The sequence below is a fragment of the Dyella sp. EPa41 genome, assembly GCF_016586165.1.
In the GTDB taxonomy this organism is placed as follows: Bacteria; Pseudomonadota; Gammaproteobacteria; order Xanthomonadales; family Rhodanobacteraceae; genus Dyella.
Genome location: NZ_BCPR01000092.1, coordinates 1 through 16,078 on the forward strand (window position 1 = coordinate 1; position 16,078 = coordinate 16,078).

At 63.6% G+C, this 16,078-nt stretch carries 12 protein-coding genes and 1 tRNA gene; all 13 read left to right on the forward strand.

What is annotated here, in order from left to right; translation table 11 throughout:
- Positions 1 to 140: 140 nt before the first annotated feature.
- Positions 141 to 216, forward strand: a tRNA-Trp gene (locus JMF82_RS19695).
- A gap of 81 nt (positions 217 to 297) precedes the next feature.
- A complete protein-coding gene (gene secE, locus JMF82_RS19700) occupies positions 298 to 693 on the forward strand; it encodes a preprotein translocase subunit SecE (RefSeq protein ID WP_111981394.1) in 396 nt (131 codons plus the stop codon).
- A 9-nt stretch (positions 694 to 702) separates the two neighbouring features.
- Complete coding sequence (nusG, locus tag JMF82_RS19705) at positions 703 to 1,263, forward strand: transcription termination/antitermination protein NusG (RefSeq protein ID WP_111981395.1); 561 nt, start codon at positions 703 to 705, stop codon at positions 1,261 to 1,263.
- Positions 1,264 to 1,447: 184 nt separating this feature from the next.
- Positions 1,448 to 1,876, forward strand: a complete 429-nt coding sequence (rplK, locus tag JMF82_RS19710) for a 50S ribosomal protein L11 (RefSeq protein ID WP_019464005.1) — start codon at positions 1,448 to 1,450, stop codon at positions 1,874 to 1,876.
- Positions 1,877 to 1,879: 3 nt separating this feature from the next.
- Positions 1,880 to 2,587 carry a 50S ribosomal protein L1 gene (gene rplA, locus JMF82_RS19715; protein WP_111981396.1) on the forward strand — a complete coding sequence of 236 codons (708 nt, stop codon included), beginning with the start codon at positions 1,880 to 1,882 and terminating at the stop codon, positions 2,585 to 2,587.
- 345 nt (positions 2,588 to 2,932) lie between these two features.
- Positions 2,933 to 3,466, forward strand: coding sequence for a 50S ribosomal protein L10 (rplJ, locus tag JMF82_RS19720; RefSeq protein ID WP_201316236.1), 534 nt, complete (start codon positions 2,933 to 2,935; stop codon positions 3,464 to 3,466).
- A 46-nt stretch (positions 3,467 to 3,512) separates the two neighbouring features.
- A complete protein-coding gene (gene rplL / locus JMF82_RS19725; protein ID WP_038620464.1) occupies positions 3,513 to 3,884 on the forward strand; it encodes a 50S ribosomal protein L7/L12 in 372 nt (123 codons plus the stop codon).
- A 322-nt stretch (positions 3,885 to 4,206) separates the two neighbouring features.
- Positions 4,207 to 8,364, forward strand: coding sequence for a DNA-directed RNA polymerase subunit beta (gene rpoB / locus JMF82_RS19730; protein WP_201316237.1), 4,158 nt, complete (start codon positions 4,207 to 4,209; stop codon positions 8,362 to 8,364).
- A gap of 89 nt (positions 8,365 to 8,453) precedes the next feature.
- Positions 8,454 to 12,668 carry a DNA-directed RNA polymerase subunit beta' gene (rpoC, locus tag JMF82_RS19735; RefSeq protein ID WP_201316238.1) on the forward strand — a complete coding sequence of 1,405 codons (4,215 nt, stop codon included), beginning with the start codon at positions 8,454 to 8,456 and terminating at the stop codon, positions 12,666 to 12,668.
- Positions 12,669 to 12,846: 178 nt separating this feature from the next.
- Positions 12,847 to 13,221, forward strand: a complete 375-nt coding sequence (rpsL, locus tag JMF82_RS19740) for a 30S ribosomal protein S12 (RefSeq protein ID WP_019464011.1) — start codon at positions 12,847 to 12,849, stop codon at positions 13,219 to 13,221.
- Between the two features lie 16 nt (positions 13,222 to 13,237).
- The gene (gene rpsG / locus JMF82_RS19745; protein WP_102305037.1) at positions 13,238 to 13,705 is read left to right on the forward strand and encodes a 30S ribosomal protein S7; all 468 of its coding nucleotides are present in this window, start codon (positions 13,238 to 13,240) and stop codon (positions 13,703 to 13,705) included.
- A gap of 33 nt (positions 13,706 to 13,738) precedes the next feature.
- Positions 13,739 to 15,856, forward strand: coding sequence for an elongation factor G (fusA, locus tag JMF82_RS19750; RefSeq protein WP_201316239.1), 2,118 nt, complete (start codon positions 13,739 to 13,741; stop codon positions 15,854 to 15,856).
- Between the two features lie 48 nt (positions 15,857 to 15,904).
- On the forward strand, positions 15,905 to 16,078 hold a 174-nt coding region (locus tag JMF82_RS19755), incomplete at its 3' end, for a GTP-binding protein (protein ID WP_236585397.1).

Below are 16,078 nucleotides of genomic sequence, written 5' to 3' on the forward strand. Positions count from 1 at the left end.
AAAGTGGGGAGTCGCCCGCTGCGCGGGCTGTAAATGGTAAATAGTGAGGAGCGAGGGCATGACCCTGTCTTTGTCACTGTTTACGGCGCCAAGGGCGCGACTTTACAGCGAAGCGAAGCGAGCGGCTTTCCTGTTTCCATACGCCAGTAGCTCAATTGGCAGAGCAGCGGTCTCCAAAACCGCAGGTTGGGGGTTCGAGTCCCTCCTGGCGTGCCATCTTCCCGAGGACCCACGACGGATGGTGGATGGCATACGGACCGTAACCCGGTCGATGCCTCTGTCATCCGATCCTGTCGCATGAATACGAAGGCCGAACCGACCAAGGGCGCCAGCGGCGCCGATATCGCCAAGCTGGTGCTGGCCGTGCTGGTGCTGGCTGCCGGCATTTTTGCGTATTCGTGGTTCGGCGCCGACGGCTCCATCCCGCAGTCGGTGCGCCTGCTCGGCGTGCTCGTTGCGCTGGTGGCCGCGCTGGCCATCGGAGCCTTCACGGCCCCGGGTCGCCGCGTGCGCAGCTTCCTCGGCGAGTCGCAGTTCGAAATGCGCAAGGTGGTCTGGCCCACTCGCGACGAAACCCTCAAGACCACCGGCATCATCATGGTCGTGGTCATCGTTCTGTCGCTGCTGCTGGGCCTGATCGATCTGATCCTGAAGTCGGTCGTGCTCGACTGGCTGCTCAAGCTCGGTACGTGAGGTGATGGCATGAGCAAGCGTTGGTATGTGGTGCACGCCTATTCGGGCTTCGAGAACCAGGTGAAGCGCTCGCTGGACGAGCGGATTCGCCGCGCCGGCATGGAAGAAAAGTTCGGCGAAGTGCTGGTGCCGACCGAAGAGGTCATCGAGATGCGCAGCGGCCAGAAGCGCCGCAGCGAGCGCAAGTTCTTCCCGGGTTACGTTCTCGTGCAGATCGAGACGGATACCGAGGGCAAGGCGCCGCGCATCGACGACGAATGCTGGCATCTGGTCAAGGAAACCCCGAAGGTCATGGGTTTCATCGGCGGTACCGCCGACCGCCCGCTGCCGATCCGCGATTCCGAGGCCGATGCCATCCTGAGCCGCGTCCGTGAAGGCGTCGAGAAGCCCAAGCCCAAGGTGCTGTTCGAGCCGGGCGAGATGGTCCGCGTCATCGATGGCCCGTTCAACGACTTCAACGGCGTGGTCGAGGAAGTCAACTACGAGAAGAGTCGCCTGCGCGTCGCGGTGCTGATCTTCGGCCGCTCGACCCCGGTCGAGCTGGAGTTTGGCCAGGTCGAGAAGGCCTGACGGCGGCCCCGGCACGGGGCTTGCTTAAAATTTGATCAGTCTCTATACTGCGCGGTTCACGCTGGGGCCTTTTGGCCCGGCGTGTCCGTGTTTTCAGGGTTCGCGGGACGGCGGGCCTTCCTCCCTCAGGGAACGACAACACTGCGAGGAGCCGCAAGGCGCTTGAACTCGCGAGGAAAATCCAATGGCAAAGAAAGTAGTTGGTTACATCAAGCTGCAGGTCAAGGCCGGTCAGGCCAACCCGTCGCCGCCGGTGGGCCCCGCCCTCGGTCAGCGCGGCCTGAACATCATGGAATTCTGCAAGGCGTTCAATGCCGCCACGCAGAAGATGGAGCCGGGTCTCCCGATCCCCGTGATCATCACGGCGTACTCCGACCGTAGCTTCACCTTCATCACGAAGACCCCGCCGGCCACCGTCCTGATCAAGAAGGTCACGGGCGTCGCCAAGGGTTCGTCCAAGCCGAACACCGACAAGGTCGGCAAGATCACCCGCAAGCAGCTGGAAGACGTTGCGAAGCAGAAGGAGCCGGATCTCACGGCTGCTGATCTGGACGCCGCGGTGCGCACCATTGCCGGTAGCGCGCGCAGCATGGGCCTGGTGGTGGAGGGCTAAGACATGGCAAAGATCACGAAGCGTATGAAGGCGGCCCAGGCCGCTGTGCAGCCGGGCAAGCTCTATGGCCTGGAAGAAGCCCTGAACATCGTCAAGAACAACGCCAAGGCCAAGTTCTCCGAGTCCGTGGACGTCGCCGTCCGTCTCGGCATCGACGCCAAGAAGTCCGACCAGGGCGTGCGTGGTTCGTCGCTGCTGCCGCATGGCACCGGCAAGACCGTCAAGGTCGCCGTGTTCGTGCCGGCTGGTGAGAAGGCCGAGGCCGCCAAGGCCGCCGGCGCCGACGCCGTCGGCATGGACGACCTGGCCGAGCGCATGCAGGCTGGCGAACTCGACTTCGGTCGCGTGATCGCCACGCCGGACGCGATGCGCGTGGTCGGCAAGCTCGGTCAGCTGCTCGGCCCCCGTGGCCTGATGCCGAACCCGAAGGACGGCTCGGTTACCGCCGACGTCGCCACGGCCGTGAAGAACGCCAAGGCCGGCCAGGTGAAGTTCCGCAACGACAAGGCGGGCATCATCCACGCCACCATCGGCAAGGCCACGTTCGAGGCCTCGCAGCTGGCTGACAACCTCAATGCACTGGTCAACGACCTGCTGAAGGCCAAGCCGGCCACGGCCAAGGGTCAGTACCTGCAGAAGATCGCGCTGTCGTCCACCATGGGCGTTGGCGTTCCGGTCGACGCATCGACGCTGTCGGTATCGACCAAGTAAGTGTTGAAGTCCCGCATCGGCTCAAGCCGGTGCGGGCACGTTTTTGAAGGCAGGCCCCGGCGGAAGCCGGAGTCGCCGTCAAAGACCGCAGGCGCGATCAGCGCGTCACGACGACGAGCAGGGAGCTCGTGTTGGCAAGGAACCGCCGTCGTGGCTAGCGGGTTCGCTTAATCGGATTCCCCGCGAATCTGGCCTGCGTAGATGGTGCTGCCCCTTCTGGAATTGTTTCACCCGTTCTGGAAAGGCCACCACCCGGGACATTCCGTGTCCCCGACGTCACGGATGGCGTCGCTCAGGACCGCAAGCGGCAGGAGCCGTAAGCGGAGTTCATAAGAGGAGTGAAAAATGGCTCTGAATCTCTCGCAGAAGCAAGAAGTAGTCGCCGAGCTGGCAGAAGTCGCTGCGAAGGCACACTCCTTGGTCGCAGTCGAGTATGCGGGCATCACGGTCGAACAGATGACCGCGATGCGCAAGAAGGCCCGTGAGTCGGCCGTGTTCCTGAAGGTTGTCAAGAACACGCTGGCTTCGCGCGCCGTGGCAGGTACCGAGTTCGAGGTCGTCAAGGACGCCCTGACCGGTCCGCTGCTGTACGCGTTCTCGATGGAGGAGCCCGGCGCTGCCGGTCGCCTGATCAAGGAATTCGCCAAGGGCAACGACAAGCTGAAGGCGCGTCTCGTGTCGGTGGAAGGCAAGTTGCTGCCTGCCGCGCACGTGGAAGTGCTGGCCTCGCTGCCGACCCGCGAACAGGCCCTGGCCATGCTGGCACGTGTGCTGGCCGAGCCGGCCACCATGTTCGCCCGCGTCGTCAAGGCCGTGGCCGACAAGCAGGGTGGTGGCGAAGTCGCCGCCGAGGCCCCGGCTGAAGTCGAACCCGCCTAAGTTCGCCGTCTACTTACATCGAATCAATTTCCAGAGGTAAATGAAAATGTCCCTGACCAACGAACAGATCGTTGAAGCCGTTGCCGCCAAGTCGCTCATGGAAGTGATGGAGCTGGTGAAGGCCATCGAAGAGAAGTTTGGCGTGACCGCCGCCGCCCCGGTGATGGTTGCCGCTGGCCCGGCCGCTGCCGGCCCGGCTGCTGAAGAGCAGACCGAATTCGACGTCATCCTGAAGAGCGCCGGCGACAAGAAGGTCGACGTGATCAAGGCCGTCCGCGCCATCACGGGCCTGGGCCTGAAGGAAGCGAAGGACCTGACCGAGGCCGGTGGCGTCGTGAAGGAAGCCGCTTCGAAGGAAGACGCTGCGAAGTTCAAGAAGGACCTCGAAGCTGCCGGCGCCACGGTCGAACTGAAGTAATTGGCGCTCTTGCGCGCCGTCAGTTTGATCTAGCGTCAAGCCAAGCCTGGGGGCGGAAGCCCCCGGGCTTTGCCTGTTGCAAGGGGTTGCATCGCGCGGTGCGGCCTGTAACGACAAAGCGTCATCATGTTTGGTTCGTGTTTTACGCGTCGGGAAGACAGCACTGAAGGGTCCGCAGACCATCGCCGACCTTTGACTCTTGTCTTTTTGACGCATCGACGGGCAGGGCAGCACAACCTGCCGGTCGACCGCAGACACAGCTTTCACAATTCAGCCGGTGTGTGCACCACCGGCGTCACTGCGAACCGAGGCGGTACCCACCATGACCTACTCGTTTACCGAGAAGAAGCGCATCCGCAAGGATTTCGGCAAGCGTCCACCCGTATTGGGCGTGCCGAACCTGCTGACCATCCAGACCGATTCCTATCGCGAGTTCCTGCAGGAGCATGTCGCTCCCAAGGCCCGCGACGACAAGGGTCTCCACGCCGCGCTGAAGTCGGTGTTCCCGATCGTGAGCTATTCGGGCAATGCCGCGCTTGAGTATGTCGACTATCGCCTGGGCGAGCCGCCCTTCGACGAACGCGAGTGCCGCAACCGCGGCATGACCTTCGGCGCGCCGCTGCGCGTCACCGTGCGCCTTGTCATCTACGACAAGGACAGCCCGGCATCCAAGAAGGCCGTGAAGTACGTGAAGGAGCAGGAAGTCTACATGGGCGAAATTCCGCTCATGACCGAGACCGGCACCTTCATCATCAACGGCACCGAGCGCGTCATCGTCTCGCAGCTGCATCGTTCGCCGGGCGTGTTCTTCGACCACGACCGCGGCAAGACGCACAGCTCGGGCAAGCTGCTGTTCTCCGCCCGCGTGATTCCTTACCGTGGTTCGTGGCTCGACTTCGAGTTCGACCCGAAGGACGCGCTGTTCACCCGTATCGACCGTCGCCGCAAGCTGCCGGTGACCGTGCTGCTGCGCGCGCTCGGCTACAACAACGTCGAGATGCTCGATACGTTCTTCGAGCACAACGTGTTCCACCTGGGCAAGAAGGGCGGCACCACGCTGGAGCTCGTCGCCGAGCGCCTGCGCGGCGAAACGCTGACCTTCGACCTGACCATCGGTGACAAGGTGCTGGTGGAAGCCGGCAAGCGCATCACCGCGCGTCACGTGCGCCAGCTCGCCGCCGAGAACATCACCGCGCTGGAAGTGCCGGACGACTACCCGGTCGGCCGCATCCTCGCCATCGACGTGGTCGATCCCAAGACCGGCGAACTGCTGGCCCAGGCCAACGACGAGATCTCGGCCGAGCAGCTCGAGAACTTCCGCAAGGCGGGCATCGAGGTCGTGCCGACCCTGTACGTGAACGATCTCGATCGTGGCGCGTACATCTCGCACACCCTGCGCATCGACAACACCAAGACGCAGCTCGAGGCGCTGGTGGAAATCTACCGCATGATGCGCCCGGGCGAGCCGCCGACGAAGGACGCCGCGCAGAACCTGTTCTACAACCTGTTCTTCACCTTCGACCGCTACGACCTGTCGGCCGTGGGTCGCATGAAGTTCAACCGCCGCGTGGGCCGTCAGGAGATCGTCGGTCCGGGCGTGCTGTACGACAAGAAGTACTTCGCCGACCGCAAGGAAGAGGAAGCCCAGGCGCTCGTCGCCTCGCAGGGCGACCGCTCCGACATCCTCGACGTGCTCAAGGTGCTCATCGACATCAAGAACGGTCATGGCACCGTCGACGATATCGACCACCTGGGCAACCGCCGCGTGCGCTCGGTCGGTGAAATGGCGGAGAACACCTTCCGCATCGGCCTGGTGCGCGTCGAGCGCGCCGTGCGCGAGCGCCTGTCGCTGGCCGAGTCCGAGGGTCTCACCCCGCAGGAACTCATCAACGCCAAGCCGGTCGCGGCGGCCGTGAAGGAGTTCTTCGGTTCGTCGCAGCTCTCGCAGTTCATGGACCAGAACAACCCGCTGTCGGAAGTGACGCACAAGCGTCGCGTCTCGGCCCTGGGCCCGGGCGGCCTGACCCGCGAGCGCGCCGGCTTCGAAGTGCGCGACGTGCATCCGACCCATTACGGCCGCGTCTGCACCATCGAAACGCCGGAAGGTCCGAACATCGGCCTGATCAACTCGCTGGCCGTGTACGCCCGCACCAACACGTATGGCTTCCTCGAGACGCCGTACCGCAAGGTCGTGGGCGGCAAGGTCACCGACCAGGTGGATTACCTTTCGGCGATCGAGGAAGGCGACCACGTCATCGCGCAGGCGAACTCGCCGCTGAAGGATGGCGCCTTCATCGAAGACTTCGTGTCCTGCCGTTTCCGTGGCGAGTCCGAGCTGCGTCCGGCGGCTGAAGTCGACTACATGGACGTCTCGCCGATGCAGACCGTGTCGGTCGCCGCGGCGCTCGTGCCGTTCCTGGAGCACGACGACGCGAACCGCGCACTGATGGGCGCGAACATGCAGCGCCAGGCCGTGCCGACCCTGCGTTCGCAGACCCCGCTGGTGGGTACTGGCATCGAGCGCGCCGTGGCGCGTGACTCGGGCGTCATCGTCACCGCCAAGCGCGGCGGCGTGATCGACCAGGTCGACGCCGGCCGTATCGTGGTGCGCGTGAACGAGGAAGAGGTCGGCGACAACGACGCCGGCGTCGATATCTACACGCTGACCAAGTACACCCGTTCCAACCAGAACACCAACCTCAACCAGCGCCCGCTGGTGAACGTGGGTGACGTGGTGGCAAAGGGCGACACGCTGGCCGACGGTTCGTCGACCGACCTGGGCGAGCTCGCGCTCGGCCAGAACATGCTGATCGCCTTCATGCCGTGGAACGGCTACAACTTCGAAGACTCGATCCTGCTCTCCGAGCGCGTCGTGCAGGAAGACCGCTACACCTCGATCCACATCGAGGAGCTGTCCTGCATCGCGCGCGATACCAAGCTGGGCGCCGAGGAGATCACCGCCGACATCCCGAACGTGGGTGAGCAGGCGCTGGCCCGCCTCGACGAGTCCGGCATCGTGTACATCGGTGCGGAAGTGAAGGCCGGCGACATCATGGTCGGCAAGGTCACGCCCAAGGGCGAGAGCCAGCTGACGCCGGAAGAGAAGCTGCTGCGCGCGATCTTCGGCGAAAAGGCCTCGGACGTGAAGGACAGCTCGCTGCGCGTGCCGCCGGGCATGGACGGTACCGTCATCGACGTGCAGGTCTTCACCCGCGACGGCATCGAGAAGGACAAGCGCGCGCGCCAGATCGAGGAAATGGAAATCAAGCGGATCCGCAAGGACCTTGATGACCAGTTCCGCATCCTCGAGGGCGCGATCTACAACCGTATGCGCCTGCAACTCGTCGGCAAGACCGCGATGAGCGGCCCGGGCGGATTGAAGCGCGGTGCGGAAATCACCGATGCCTACCTCGACGGCCTGAAGAAGGACGACTGGTTCAAGATCAACGTCAAGGAAGAGGACGTCACCGAGTTCCTCGAGCGCGCCGCCGATCAGATCAAGCGCCACAAGGAAGAGTTCGACAAGCGCTTCAAGGAGAAGCAGGGCAAGATCACCCAGGGTGACGACCTCGCTCCGGGCGTGCTCAAGATGGTCAAGGTGTTCCTGGCCGTGAAGCGCCGCATCCAGCCGGGCGACAAGATGGCCGGCCGCCACGGTAACAAGGGTGTGGTGTCCAACGTGGTGCCGGTGGAGGACATGCCGTTCTCCGAAGACGGTACCTCGGTCGACATCGTGCTGAACCCGCTGGGCGTGCCGTCGCGTATGAACATCGGCCAGATTCTGGAAGTGCATCTTGGCTGGGCCGCGAAGGGCCTGGGCAAGAAGATCCAGAAGATGCTCGAGGCGCAGGCCAAGGTGGCGCAGATCCGCGAGTTCCTCGACCAGGTGTACAACCACCACGTCGCGGGCGCCGTGCAGCATGTCGACCTGAAGTCGTTGACCGACGAGGAAATCCTCGCGCTGGCCAACAACCTGCAGGAAGGCGTGCCGATGGCCACCCCGGTGTTCGACGGCGCCGAGGAAACCGAGATCAAGGCGATGCTCAAGCTTGCCGATCTGCCGGAGTCGGGCCAGACCACGCTGTACGACGGCCGCACCGGCGAGGCGTTCGATCGCCCGGTCACCGTGGGCTACATGCACTACCTGAAGCTCAACCACCTGGTCGACGACAAGATGCACGCGCGTTCGACCGGTCCGTACTCGCTCGTCACCCAGCAGCCGCTGGGCGGCAAGGCGCAGTTCGGCGGCCAGCGCTTCGGTGAAATGGAAGTCTGGGCGCTGGAAGCCTACGGCGCGGCTTACACCCTGCAGGAAATGCTGACGGTGAAGTCCGACGACGTGCAGGGCCGCAACCAGATGTACAAGAACATTGTCGACGGCAACCACGAGATGGCGGCGGGCATGCCGGAATCCTTCAACGTGTTGGTGAAGGAAATCCGCTCGCTCGGTATCGATATTGATCTGGAAGAAGTGAAGTGAGTTGAGGCGGAGACGAGGAGCGAACCTCCGTTCCTCGTTCTCCCGGCTACCGATTCTCCATTCCCTATTCCCGATCTTCGGAGACATCCATGAAAGACTTGCTCAATCTGTTCAACCAGCAGCGCACCGCGCCTGACTTCGATGCGATCAAGATCGCTCTGGCTTCGCCGGAGCTGATCCGCTCGTGGTCATACGGCGAGGTGAAGAAGCCGGAGACGATCAACTACCGCACCTTCAAGCCCGAGCGTGACGGCCTGTTCTGCGCCGCCATCTTCGGTCCCGTGAAGGACTACGAGTGCCTGTGCGGCAAGTACAAGCGCATGAAGCACCGCGGCGTGGTGTGCGAGAAGTGCGGCACGGAAGTGACGCTGGCCAAGGTGCGCCGCGAGCGCATGGGCCACATCGAGCTCGCCAGCCCCACCGCGCACATCTGGTTCCTCAAGTCGCTGCCCTCGCGCATCGGCCTGATGCTGGACATGACCCTGCGCGACATCGAGCGCATCCTGTACTTCGAAGCCTTCGTCGTGATCGATCCGGGCCTGACCGCGCTCGAGCGCGGCCAGCTGCTCAGCGAAGACCAGTACCTGGAAGCCGTGGAAGAGCACGGTGACGAGTTCGACGCCCGCATGGGCGCCGAGGCCGTCTACGAGTTGCTCAAGTCCCTGGATCTCCCGGGCGAGGTCGTGCGCCTGAAGGAAGAAATCGCCTCCACCAACTCCGAGACCAAGCTCAAGCGCCTCACCAAGCGCGTGAAGCTGATCGAGGCGTTCCTGGAGTCGGGCAACCGTCCGGAATGGATGGTGCTGACCGTGCTGCCGGTGCTGCCGCCGGACCTGCGTCCGCTGGTGCCGCTGGACGGCGGCCGCTTCGCCACGTCCGACCTCAACGACCTGTACCGCCGCGTCATCAACCGCAACAACCGCCTGCGTCGCCTGCTCGAACTCAATGCGCCCGATATCATCGTGCGCAACGAGAAGCGCATGCTGCAGGAATCGGTCGACGCGCTGCTCGACAACGGCCGCCGCGGCCGTGCCATCACCGGCACGAACAAGCGCGCGCTGAAGTCGCTGGCCGACATGATCAAGGGCAAGCAGGGCCGCTTCCGCCAGAACCTGCTCGGCAAGCGCGTGGACTACTCCGGTCGTTCGGTGATCGTGGTGGGGCCGACCCTGCGCCTGCACCAGTGCGGCCTGCCGAAGAAGATGGCGCTCGAGCTGTTCAAGCCCTTCATCTTCGCCAAGCTGCAGGCCCGCGGCGAAGCCACCACCATCAAGGCCGCCAAGAAGCTCGTCGAGCGCGAGGAAGGCCAGGTGTGGGACATCCTCGAAGAGGTGATCCGCGAGCATCCCGTGATGCTCAACCGCGCGCCGACGCTGCACCGTCTGGGCATCCAGGCGTTCGAGCCGAAGCTGATCGAAGGCAAGGCCATCCAGCTGCATCCGCTCGTGTGCACCGCGTTCAACGCGGACTTCGACGGTGACCAGATGGCCGTGCACGTGCCGCTGTCGATCGAGGCGCAGCTCGAAGCGCGCGCCCTGATGATGGCGACCAACAACATCCTGTCGCCCGCCAACGGCGAGCCGATCATCGTGCCGACCCAGGACGTGGTGCTGGGCCTGTACTACATGACCCGCGAGCTGGTGAACGCCAAGGGCAATGGCATGGTGTTCTCGGGCATCGGCGAAGTGCGCCGCGCCTACGACAACCGTGCCGTGCAGCTGCACGCCAAGGTCAAGGTCCGCATCAACCAGGTGCAGATCGACGAAGAGGGCAACCGCACCGAGCAGACCCAGCTGGTGGAAACCACCGTGGGCCGCGCGCTGCTGCTCGAGATCATGCCGGAGGGCCTGCCGTTCGCGCTGGCCAACACCGAGCTGACCAAGAAGAACATCTCGCGCCTGATCAACCAGTGCTACCGCCGCCTGGGCCTGAAGGAAACCGTGATCTTCGGCGACCAGCTGATGTACACCGGTTTCCGCTTCGCCACGCGTGCGGGTATCTCCATCGGCATCGATGACATGATCATCCCGGCCGAGAAGAAGCCGATCCTGGAAGAAGCCGAGAAGGAAGTCGTCGAGATCCAGGAGCAGTACCAGTCGGGTCTCGTGACCGCCGGCGAGCGCTACAACAAGGTCGTCGACATCTGGTCGCGCACCAACGAACTGGTCGCCAAGGCCATGATCGATGGTATCGGCACCGAGAAGGTGACCGATGCCGAGGGCAAGACGGTCAACCAGAAGTCCATGAACTCGCTGTACATCATGGCCGACTCGGGTGCTCGTGGTTCGGTCGCCCAGATCCGCCAGCTGGCCGGTATGCGCGGCCTGATGGCCCGTCCGGACGGCTCGATCATCGAGACGCCCATCAAGGCGAACTTCCGCGAAGGCCTGAACGTTCTGCAGTACTTCAACTCCACCCACGGTGCCCGTAAGGGCCTGGCGGATACGGCGCTGAAGACCGCGAACTCCGGTTACCTGACCCGTCGTCTCGTCGACGTGGCGCAGGACGTGGTGATCACCCTGTCCGATTGCGGTACGGACGAAGGCGTGACCATGCAGCCGATCGTGGAAGGCGGCGACGTGGTCGAGCCCTTGCGCGATCGCGTGCTGGGCCGCGTGGCGCTGGAAGACGTCTATGGCCCGGGCGAAGACAACGAGCCGATCGTCACGCGCGACACCCTGCTGGACGAAGCCCTGGTCGAGAAGCTCGACAAGGCCGGCGTGCAGTCGATCAAGGTGCGTTCGCCCATCACCTGCGCCGCCGATCATGGCGTGTGCGCGCTGTGCTACGGCCGTGACCTGGCCCGTGGCCACCTGGTGAACATGGGTGAAGCCGTGGGTGTGGTGGCTGCGCAGTCGATCGGTGAGCCGGGCACCCAGCTGACCATGCGTACGTTCCACATCGGTGGTGCGGCGTCTCGTGCGGCTGCGGTGGACAACGTGACGGTGAAGACCACCGGTACGCTGAAGTTCAACAACCTCAAGACCGTGCAGCACTCGCAGGGCCACCTGGTGGCGGTGTCGCGTTCGGGCGAAGTGAGCGTCATCGACGCCAACGGCCGTGAGCGCGAGCGCTACAAGGTGCCTTACGGCGCCACCATCGCGGTCAAGGACGGCGATCCGGTCAAGGCCGGCCAGGCCGTGGCCAACTGGGATCCGCATACCCATCCGATCGTGTCGGAAGTGGCCGGTACCGTGCGCTTCATCGACTTCATCGATGGCGTCACCGTGCAGAGCCAGACCGACGAGCTCACCGGCCTGGAGTCGGCGGTGGTGACCGATCCGAAGCGCCGTGGCACGGCCGCCAAGGATCTGCGCCCGATCGTGCGCCTGGAAGATGCCAAGGGTCGCGAGCTGAAGCTGCCGGGCACCGACGTGCCGGCGCAGTACATGCTCCCGGCCGGCGCCATCGTGTCGATCCAGAACGGCGTGCAGGTGGGCGTGGGTGACGTGGTTGCCCGTATCCCGCAGGAAACGTCGAAGACCCGCGACATCACCGGTGGTCTGCCGCGCGTGGCCGACCTGTTCGAGGCACGCAAGCCGAAGGAACCGGCGATCCTCGCCGAGCGTTCGGGTGTGGTCAGCTTCGGCAAGGACACCAAGGGCAAGCAGCGCCTGATCATCAAGGACGTGGACGGCAACGAGCACGAGGAGCTGATTCCCAAGTGGCGTCAGGTCATCGTGTTCGAAGGCGAGCACGTGGAGAAGGGCGAAACCATCGTGGACGGCGAGCCCAGTCCGCACGACATCCTGCGCCTGCTGGGTGTCGAGCCGCTGGCTTCGTACCTGGTCAAGGAAATCCAGGACGTCTACCGCCTGCAGGGCGTGAAGATCAACGACAAGCACATCGAGGCGATCATCCGCCAGATGCTGCGCAAGGTTGAGATCACCGAACCGGGCGACAGCCACTACCTGCGCGGTGAGCAGGTCGAGCGTGTCCGCATCAACGCGGAGAACGAGCGTGCCGTCAAGCGTGGCGAGCGTCCGGCGGAATTCCAGTCGGTGCTGCTGGGTATCACCAAGGCCTCGCTGGCCACGGAATCCTTCATCTCGGCGGCTTCCTTCCAGGAAACCACCCGAGTGCTGACGGAAGCCGCGGTCCGCGGAACGCGCGACACCTTGCGTGGCCTGAAGGAAAATGTTATTGTCGGCCGTCTCATTCCGGCAGGTACGGGTCTGGCGTATCACGCGTCGCGTCATCGCCAGGGCGGTCTGACCGCCTCGGAGCTTGAAACCCTCTCCGGCTCCGCTTCGTCGGCTTCTTTCGCGGAAGCCACCACCGGTAGCGACATTGGTGTGGAGTAAGCCCCTCACGGGTTCTACTCGCTGACATACGAAATGAGGCGCATGGATGGCGCCTCGTGTTCGGGCTATGGACGGCAGGGCGTCAGCTTGTCTGTGACAGGCTGCCCATGTTAAATTCCCGCTTCTTGGCAGACCGAGCCGGTTCGGTCTGCCTTTATGTTTCTCAGGAACAGCTTCAATGACGACAGTCAACCAGTTGGTTCGCAAATCCCGCAGCCCGAAGACCTACAAGAGTGCTTCGCCGGCTTTGCAGAACAGCCCGCAGCGTCGCGGCGTTTGCACGCGCGTCTACACCACCACCCCGAAGAAGCCGAACTCGGCCCTCCGTAAGGTCGCCAAGGTGCGCCTGACGAACGGTTACGAAGTGATCAGCTACATCGGTGGCGAAGGTCACAACCTGCAGGAGCACTCCGTGGTCCTGATCCGCGGCGGTCGCGTCAAGGATCTGCCGGGTGTGCGTTACCACACGGTGCGCGGCAGTCTCGACTGCGCCGGCGTCACCAAGCGCCGTCAGTCGCGCTCCAAGTACGGCGCCAAGCGCCCGAAGTCCTGATCTTTAGGAATTAACTATGTCGCGTAAAGGTTCACATCCCGCCCGTCTGATCCTGCCGGATCCCAAGCACGGCAGCCAGCTGATCGCTCGTTTCATCAACATGGTGATGAAGAGCGGCAAGAAGTCGGTCGCCGAGAGCATCGTCTACGGTGCCCTGGCCCATCTGGGCGAAAAGAACGCCGAGCCGGTCCAGCTCGTCGAAAAGGCGCTGAACAACATCGCCCCGGCGGTCGAGGTGAAGTCCCGTCGTGTCGGCGGCGCCACCTACCAGGTGCCGGTCGAAGTGCGTCCGGGTCGCCGTATGGCGCTGGCCATGCGCTGGGCCATCGACTCCGCCCGCAAGCGTGGCGAGACCTCGATGCCGCGCAAGCTGGCCGCCGAGCTGCTCGAGGCTTCGGAGAATCGCGGTGGCGCGATCAAGAAGCGCGAAGAGACGCACCGCATGGCGGAGGCCAACAAGGCCTTCTCGCATTACCGCTGGTAAGCAGTACAGCTAGAACTTTCAGAGGTTAAGACCGTGGCACGCACCACTCCCATCGAGCGCTACCGCAACTTCGGCATCATGGCTCACATCGATGCCGGCAAGACCACCACCACGGAGCGCATCCTGTTCTACACCGGCGTCAGTCACAAGATTGGCGAGGTGCATGACGGTGCCGCAACGATGGACTGGATGGAGCAGGAGCAGGAGCGCGGCATCACCATTACGTCGGCGGCAACGACGGCGTTCTGGAAGGGCATGGATCGTTCCTTGCCCGAGCACCGCTTCAACATCATCGACACCCCAGGCCACGTGGACTTCACCATCGAGGTGGAGCGTTCGCTGCGCGTGCTTGACGGCGCGGTGTTCGTGCTCTGCGCCGTGGGTGGCGTGCAGCCGCAGTCTGAAACCGTGTGGCGCCAGGCCAACAAGTACAAGGTGCCGCGCCTTGCGTTCGTCAACAAGATGGACCGCACTGGCGCGAACTTCTACAAGGTCGTGGACCAGCTGAAGGCTCGCCTGGGCGCCAACCCGGTTCCGATGCAGGTGCCGATCGGCGCCGAGGACAACTTCGAGGGCGTGGTCGACCTGCTCAAGATGAAGTCCATCATCTGGGACATGGAATCCCAGGGCATGAAGTTCGAGTACCAGGACATCCCGGCCAACCTGAAGGACAAGGCTGCCGAAGCCCGTTCGTACATGGTCGAGTCGGCTGCCGAAGCCTCCGAAGAGCTGATGAACAAGTACCTGGAAGAGGGCGACCTCTCCGAGGAAGAGATCATCGGCGGCCTGCGTTCGCGCACCCTGTCCAGCGAGATCATCCCGGTCTTCTGCGGCACGGCGTTCAAGAACAAGGGCGTGCAGGCCATGCTCGATGCCGTGGTGAACCTGCTGCCGTCGCCGATCGATCGTCCGCCCGTGCAGGGCGTGGACGACGACGAGAAGGAAGCGACCCGTTCGGCTGACGACTCGGCGCCGTTCTCCGCGTTGGCGTTCAAGATCATGACCGATCCGTTCGTCGGCTCGCTCACGTTCTTCCGCGTCTACTCGGGCACGCTGAACGCCGGTGACCAGGTGTACAACCCGGTCAAGTCCAAGAAGGAGCGCATCGGCCGCATCCTGCAGATGCACGCGAACGAGCGTCAGGAAATCAAGGAAGTCCGCGCTGGCGATATCGCCGCAGCGGTCGGCCTGAAGGACGTGACGACCGGTGACACGCTGTGCTCGCAGGATCACATCATCACCCTGGAGCGCATGACGTTCCCGGAGCCGGTGATCTCGATGGCGGTCGAGCCGAAGACCAAGTCCGACCAGGAAAAGATGGGTATCGCGCTGGGTCGCCTGGCTGCCGAAGATCCGTCCTTCCGTGTGCGTACGGACGAGGAATCCGGCCAGACCATCATCTCGGGCATGGGCGAGCTGCACCTGGACATCCTCGTGGACCGCATGAAGCGCGAGTTCAACGTGGAGGCCAATGTCGGCAAGCCGCAGGTGGCCTACCGCGAAACGATCCGCACCTCGGACGTCAAGTCGGACTACAAGCACGCCAAGCAGTCGGGTGGTAAGGGTCAGTACGGTCACGTGGTGATCGAGCTGTCCCCGATGACCGAAGAAGAGCGCAAGAGCGATGCCGTCAAGGACGATTTCCTGTTCATCAACGACATCACCGGTGGCGTGATTCCGAAGGAATTCATTCCGTCCGTCGAAAAGGGCCTGCGCGAAACCATCACCAGCGGTCCGCTGGCTGGCTTCCCGGTCGTCGGCGTGAAGGTGAAGCTGGTGTTCGGTTCGTACCACGACGTCGACTCGTCCGAAATGGCGTTCAAGCTCGCCGCTTCGATGGCGTTCAAGCAGGGCTTCGCCAAGGCGTCGCCGGTGCTGCTCGAGCCGATCATGAAGGTCGAGGTGGTGACGCCGGAAGACTACGTCGGTGACGTCATGGGCGACCTGAGCCGCCGTCGCGGCCTGCTCCAGGGCCAGGACGACACGCCGTCGGGCAAGACCATCAACGCGATGGTTCCGCTGGGCGAGATGTTCGGTTACGCGACGACCATTCGCTCGCTGACCCAGGGTCGCGCCACCTTCACGATGGAGTTCGACCACTACGCTGAAGCGCCGAACAACATCGCTGAGCAGGTCATGAAGAAGGCCTGATAAGGCCTTCTTCCTCCACTACATACCGTTCTTTTAGAGGTTTAAGTCATGGCAAAGGGTAAATTCGAACGCACCAAGCCGCACGTCAACGTCGGCACGATTGGTCACGTGGACCACGGCAAGACGACGCTGACGGCTGCGCTGACCAAGGTGGGTGCAGAGCGCTTCGGTGGCGAGTTCAAGGCGTATGACGCGATCGACGCGGCGCCGGAAGAAAAGGCA

Coding starts and splice junctions, on each gene's coding strand:
- secE (WP_111981394.1), top strand. CDS start 298: ATGAATACGAAGGCCGAACCGACCAAGGGCGCCAGCGGCGCCGATATC.
- nusG (WP_111981395.1), top strand. CDS start 703: ATGAGCAAGCGTTGGTATGTGGTGCACGCCTATTCGGGCTTCGAGAAC.
- rplK (WP_019464005.1), top strand. CDS start 1,448: ATGGCAAAGAAAGTAGTTGGTTACATCAAGCTGCAGGTCAAGGCCGGT.
- rplA (WP_111981396.1), top strand. CDS start 1,880: ATGGCAAAGATCACGAAGCGTATGAAGGCGGCCCAGGCCGCTGTGCAG.
- rplJ (WP_201316236.1), top strand. CDS start 2,933: ATGGCTCTGAATCTCTCGCAGAAGCAAGAAGTAGTCGCCGAGCTGGCA.
- rplL (WP_038620464.1), top strand. CDS start 3,513: ATGTCCCTGACCAACGAACAGATCGTTGAAGCCGTTGCCGCCAAGTCG.
- rpoB (WP_201316237.1), top strand. CDS start 4,207: ATGACCTACTCGTTTACCGAGAAGAAGCGCATCCGCAAGGATTTCGGC.
- rpoC (WP_201316238.1), top strand. CDS start 8,454: ATGAAAGACTTGCTCAATCTGTTCAACCAGCAGCGCACCGCGCCTGAC.
- rpsL (WP_019464011.1), top strand. CDS start 12,847: ATGACGACAGTCAACCAGTTGGTTCGCAAATCCCGCAGCCCGAAGACC.
- rpsG (WP_102305037.1), top strand. CDS start 13,238: ATGTCGCGTAAAGGTTCACATCCCGCCCGTCTGATCCTGCCGGATCCC.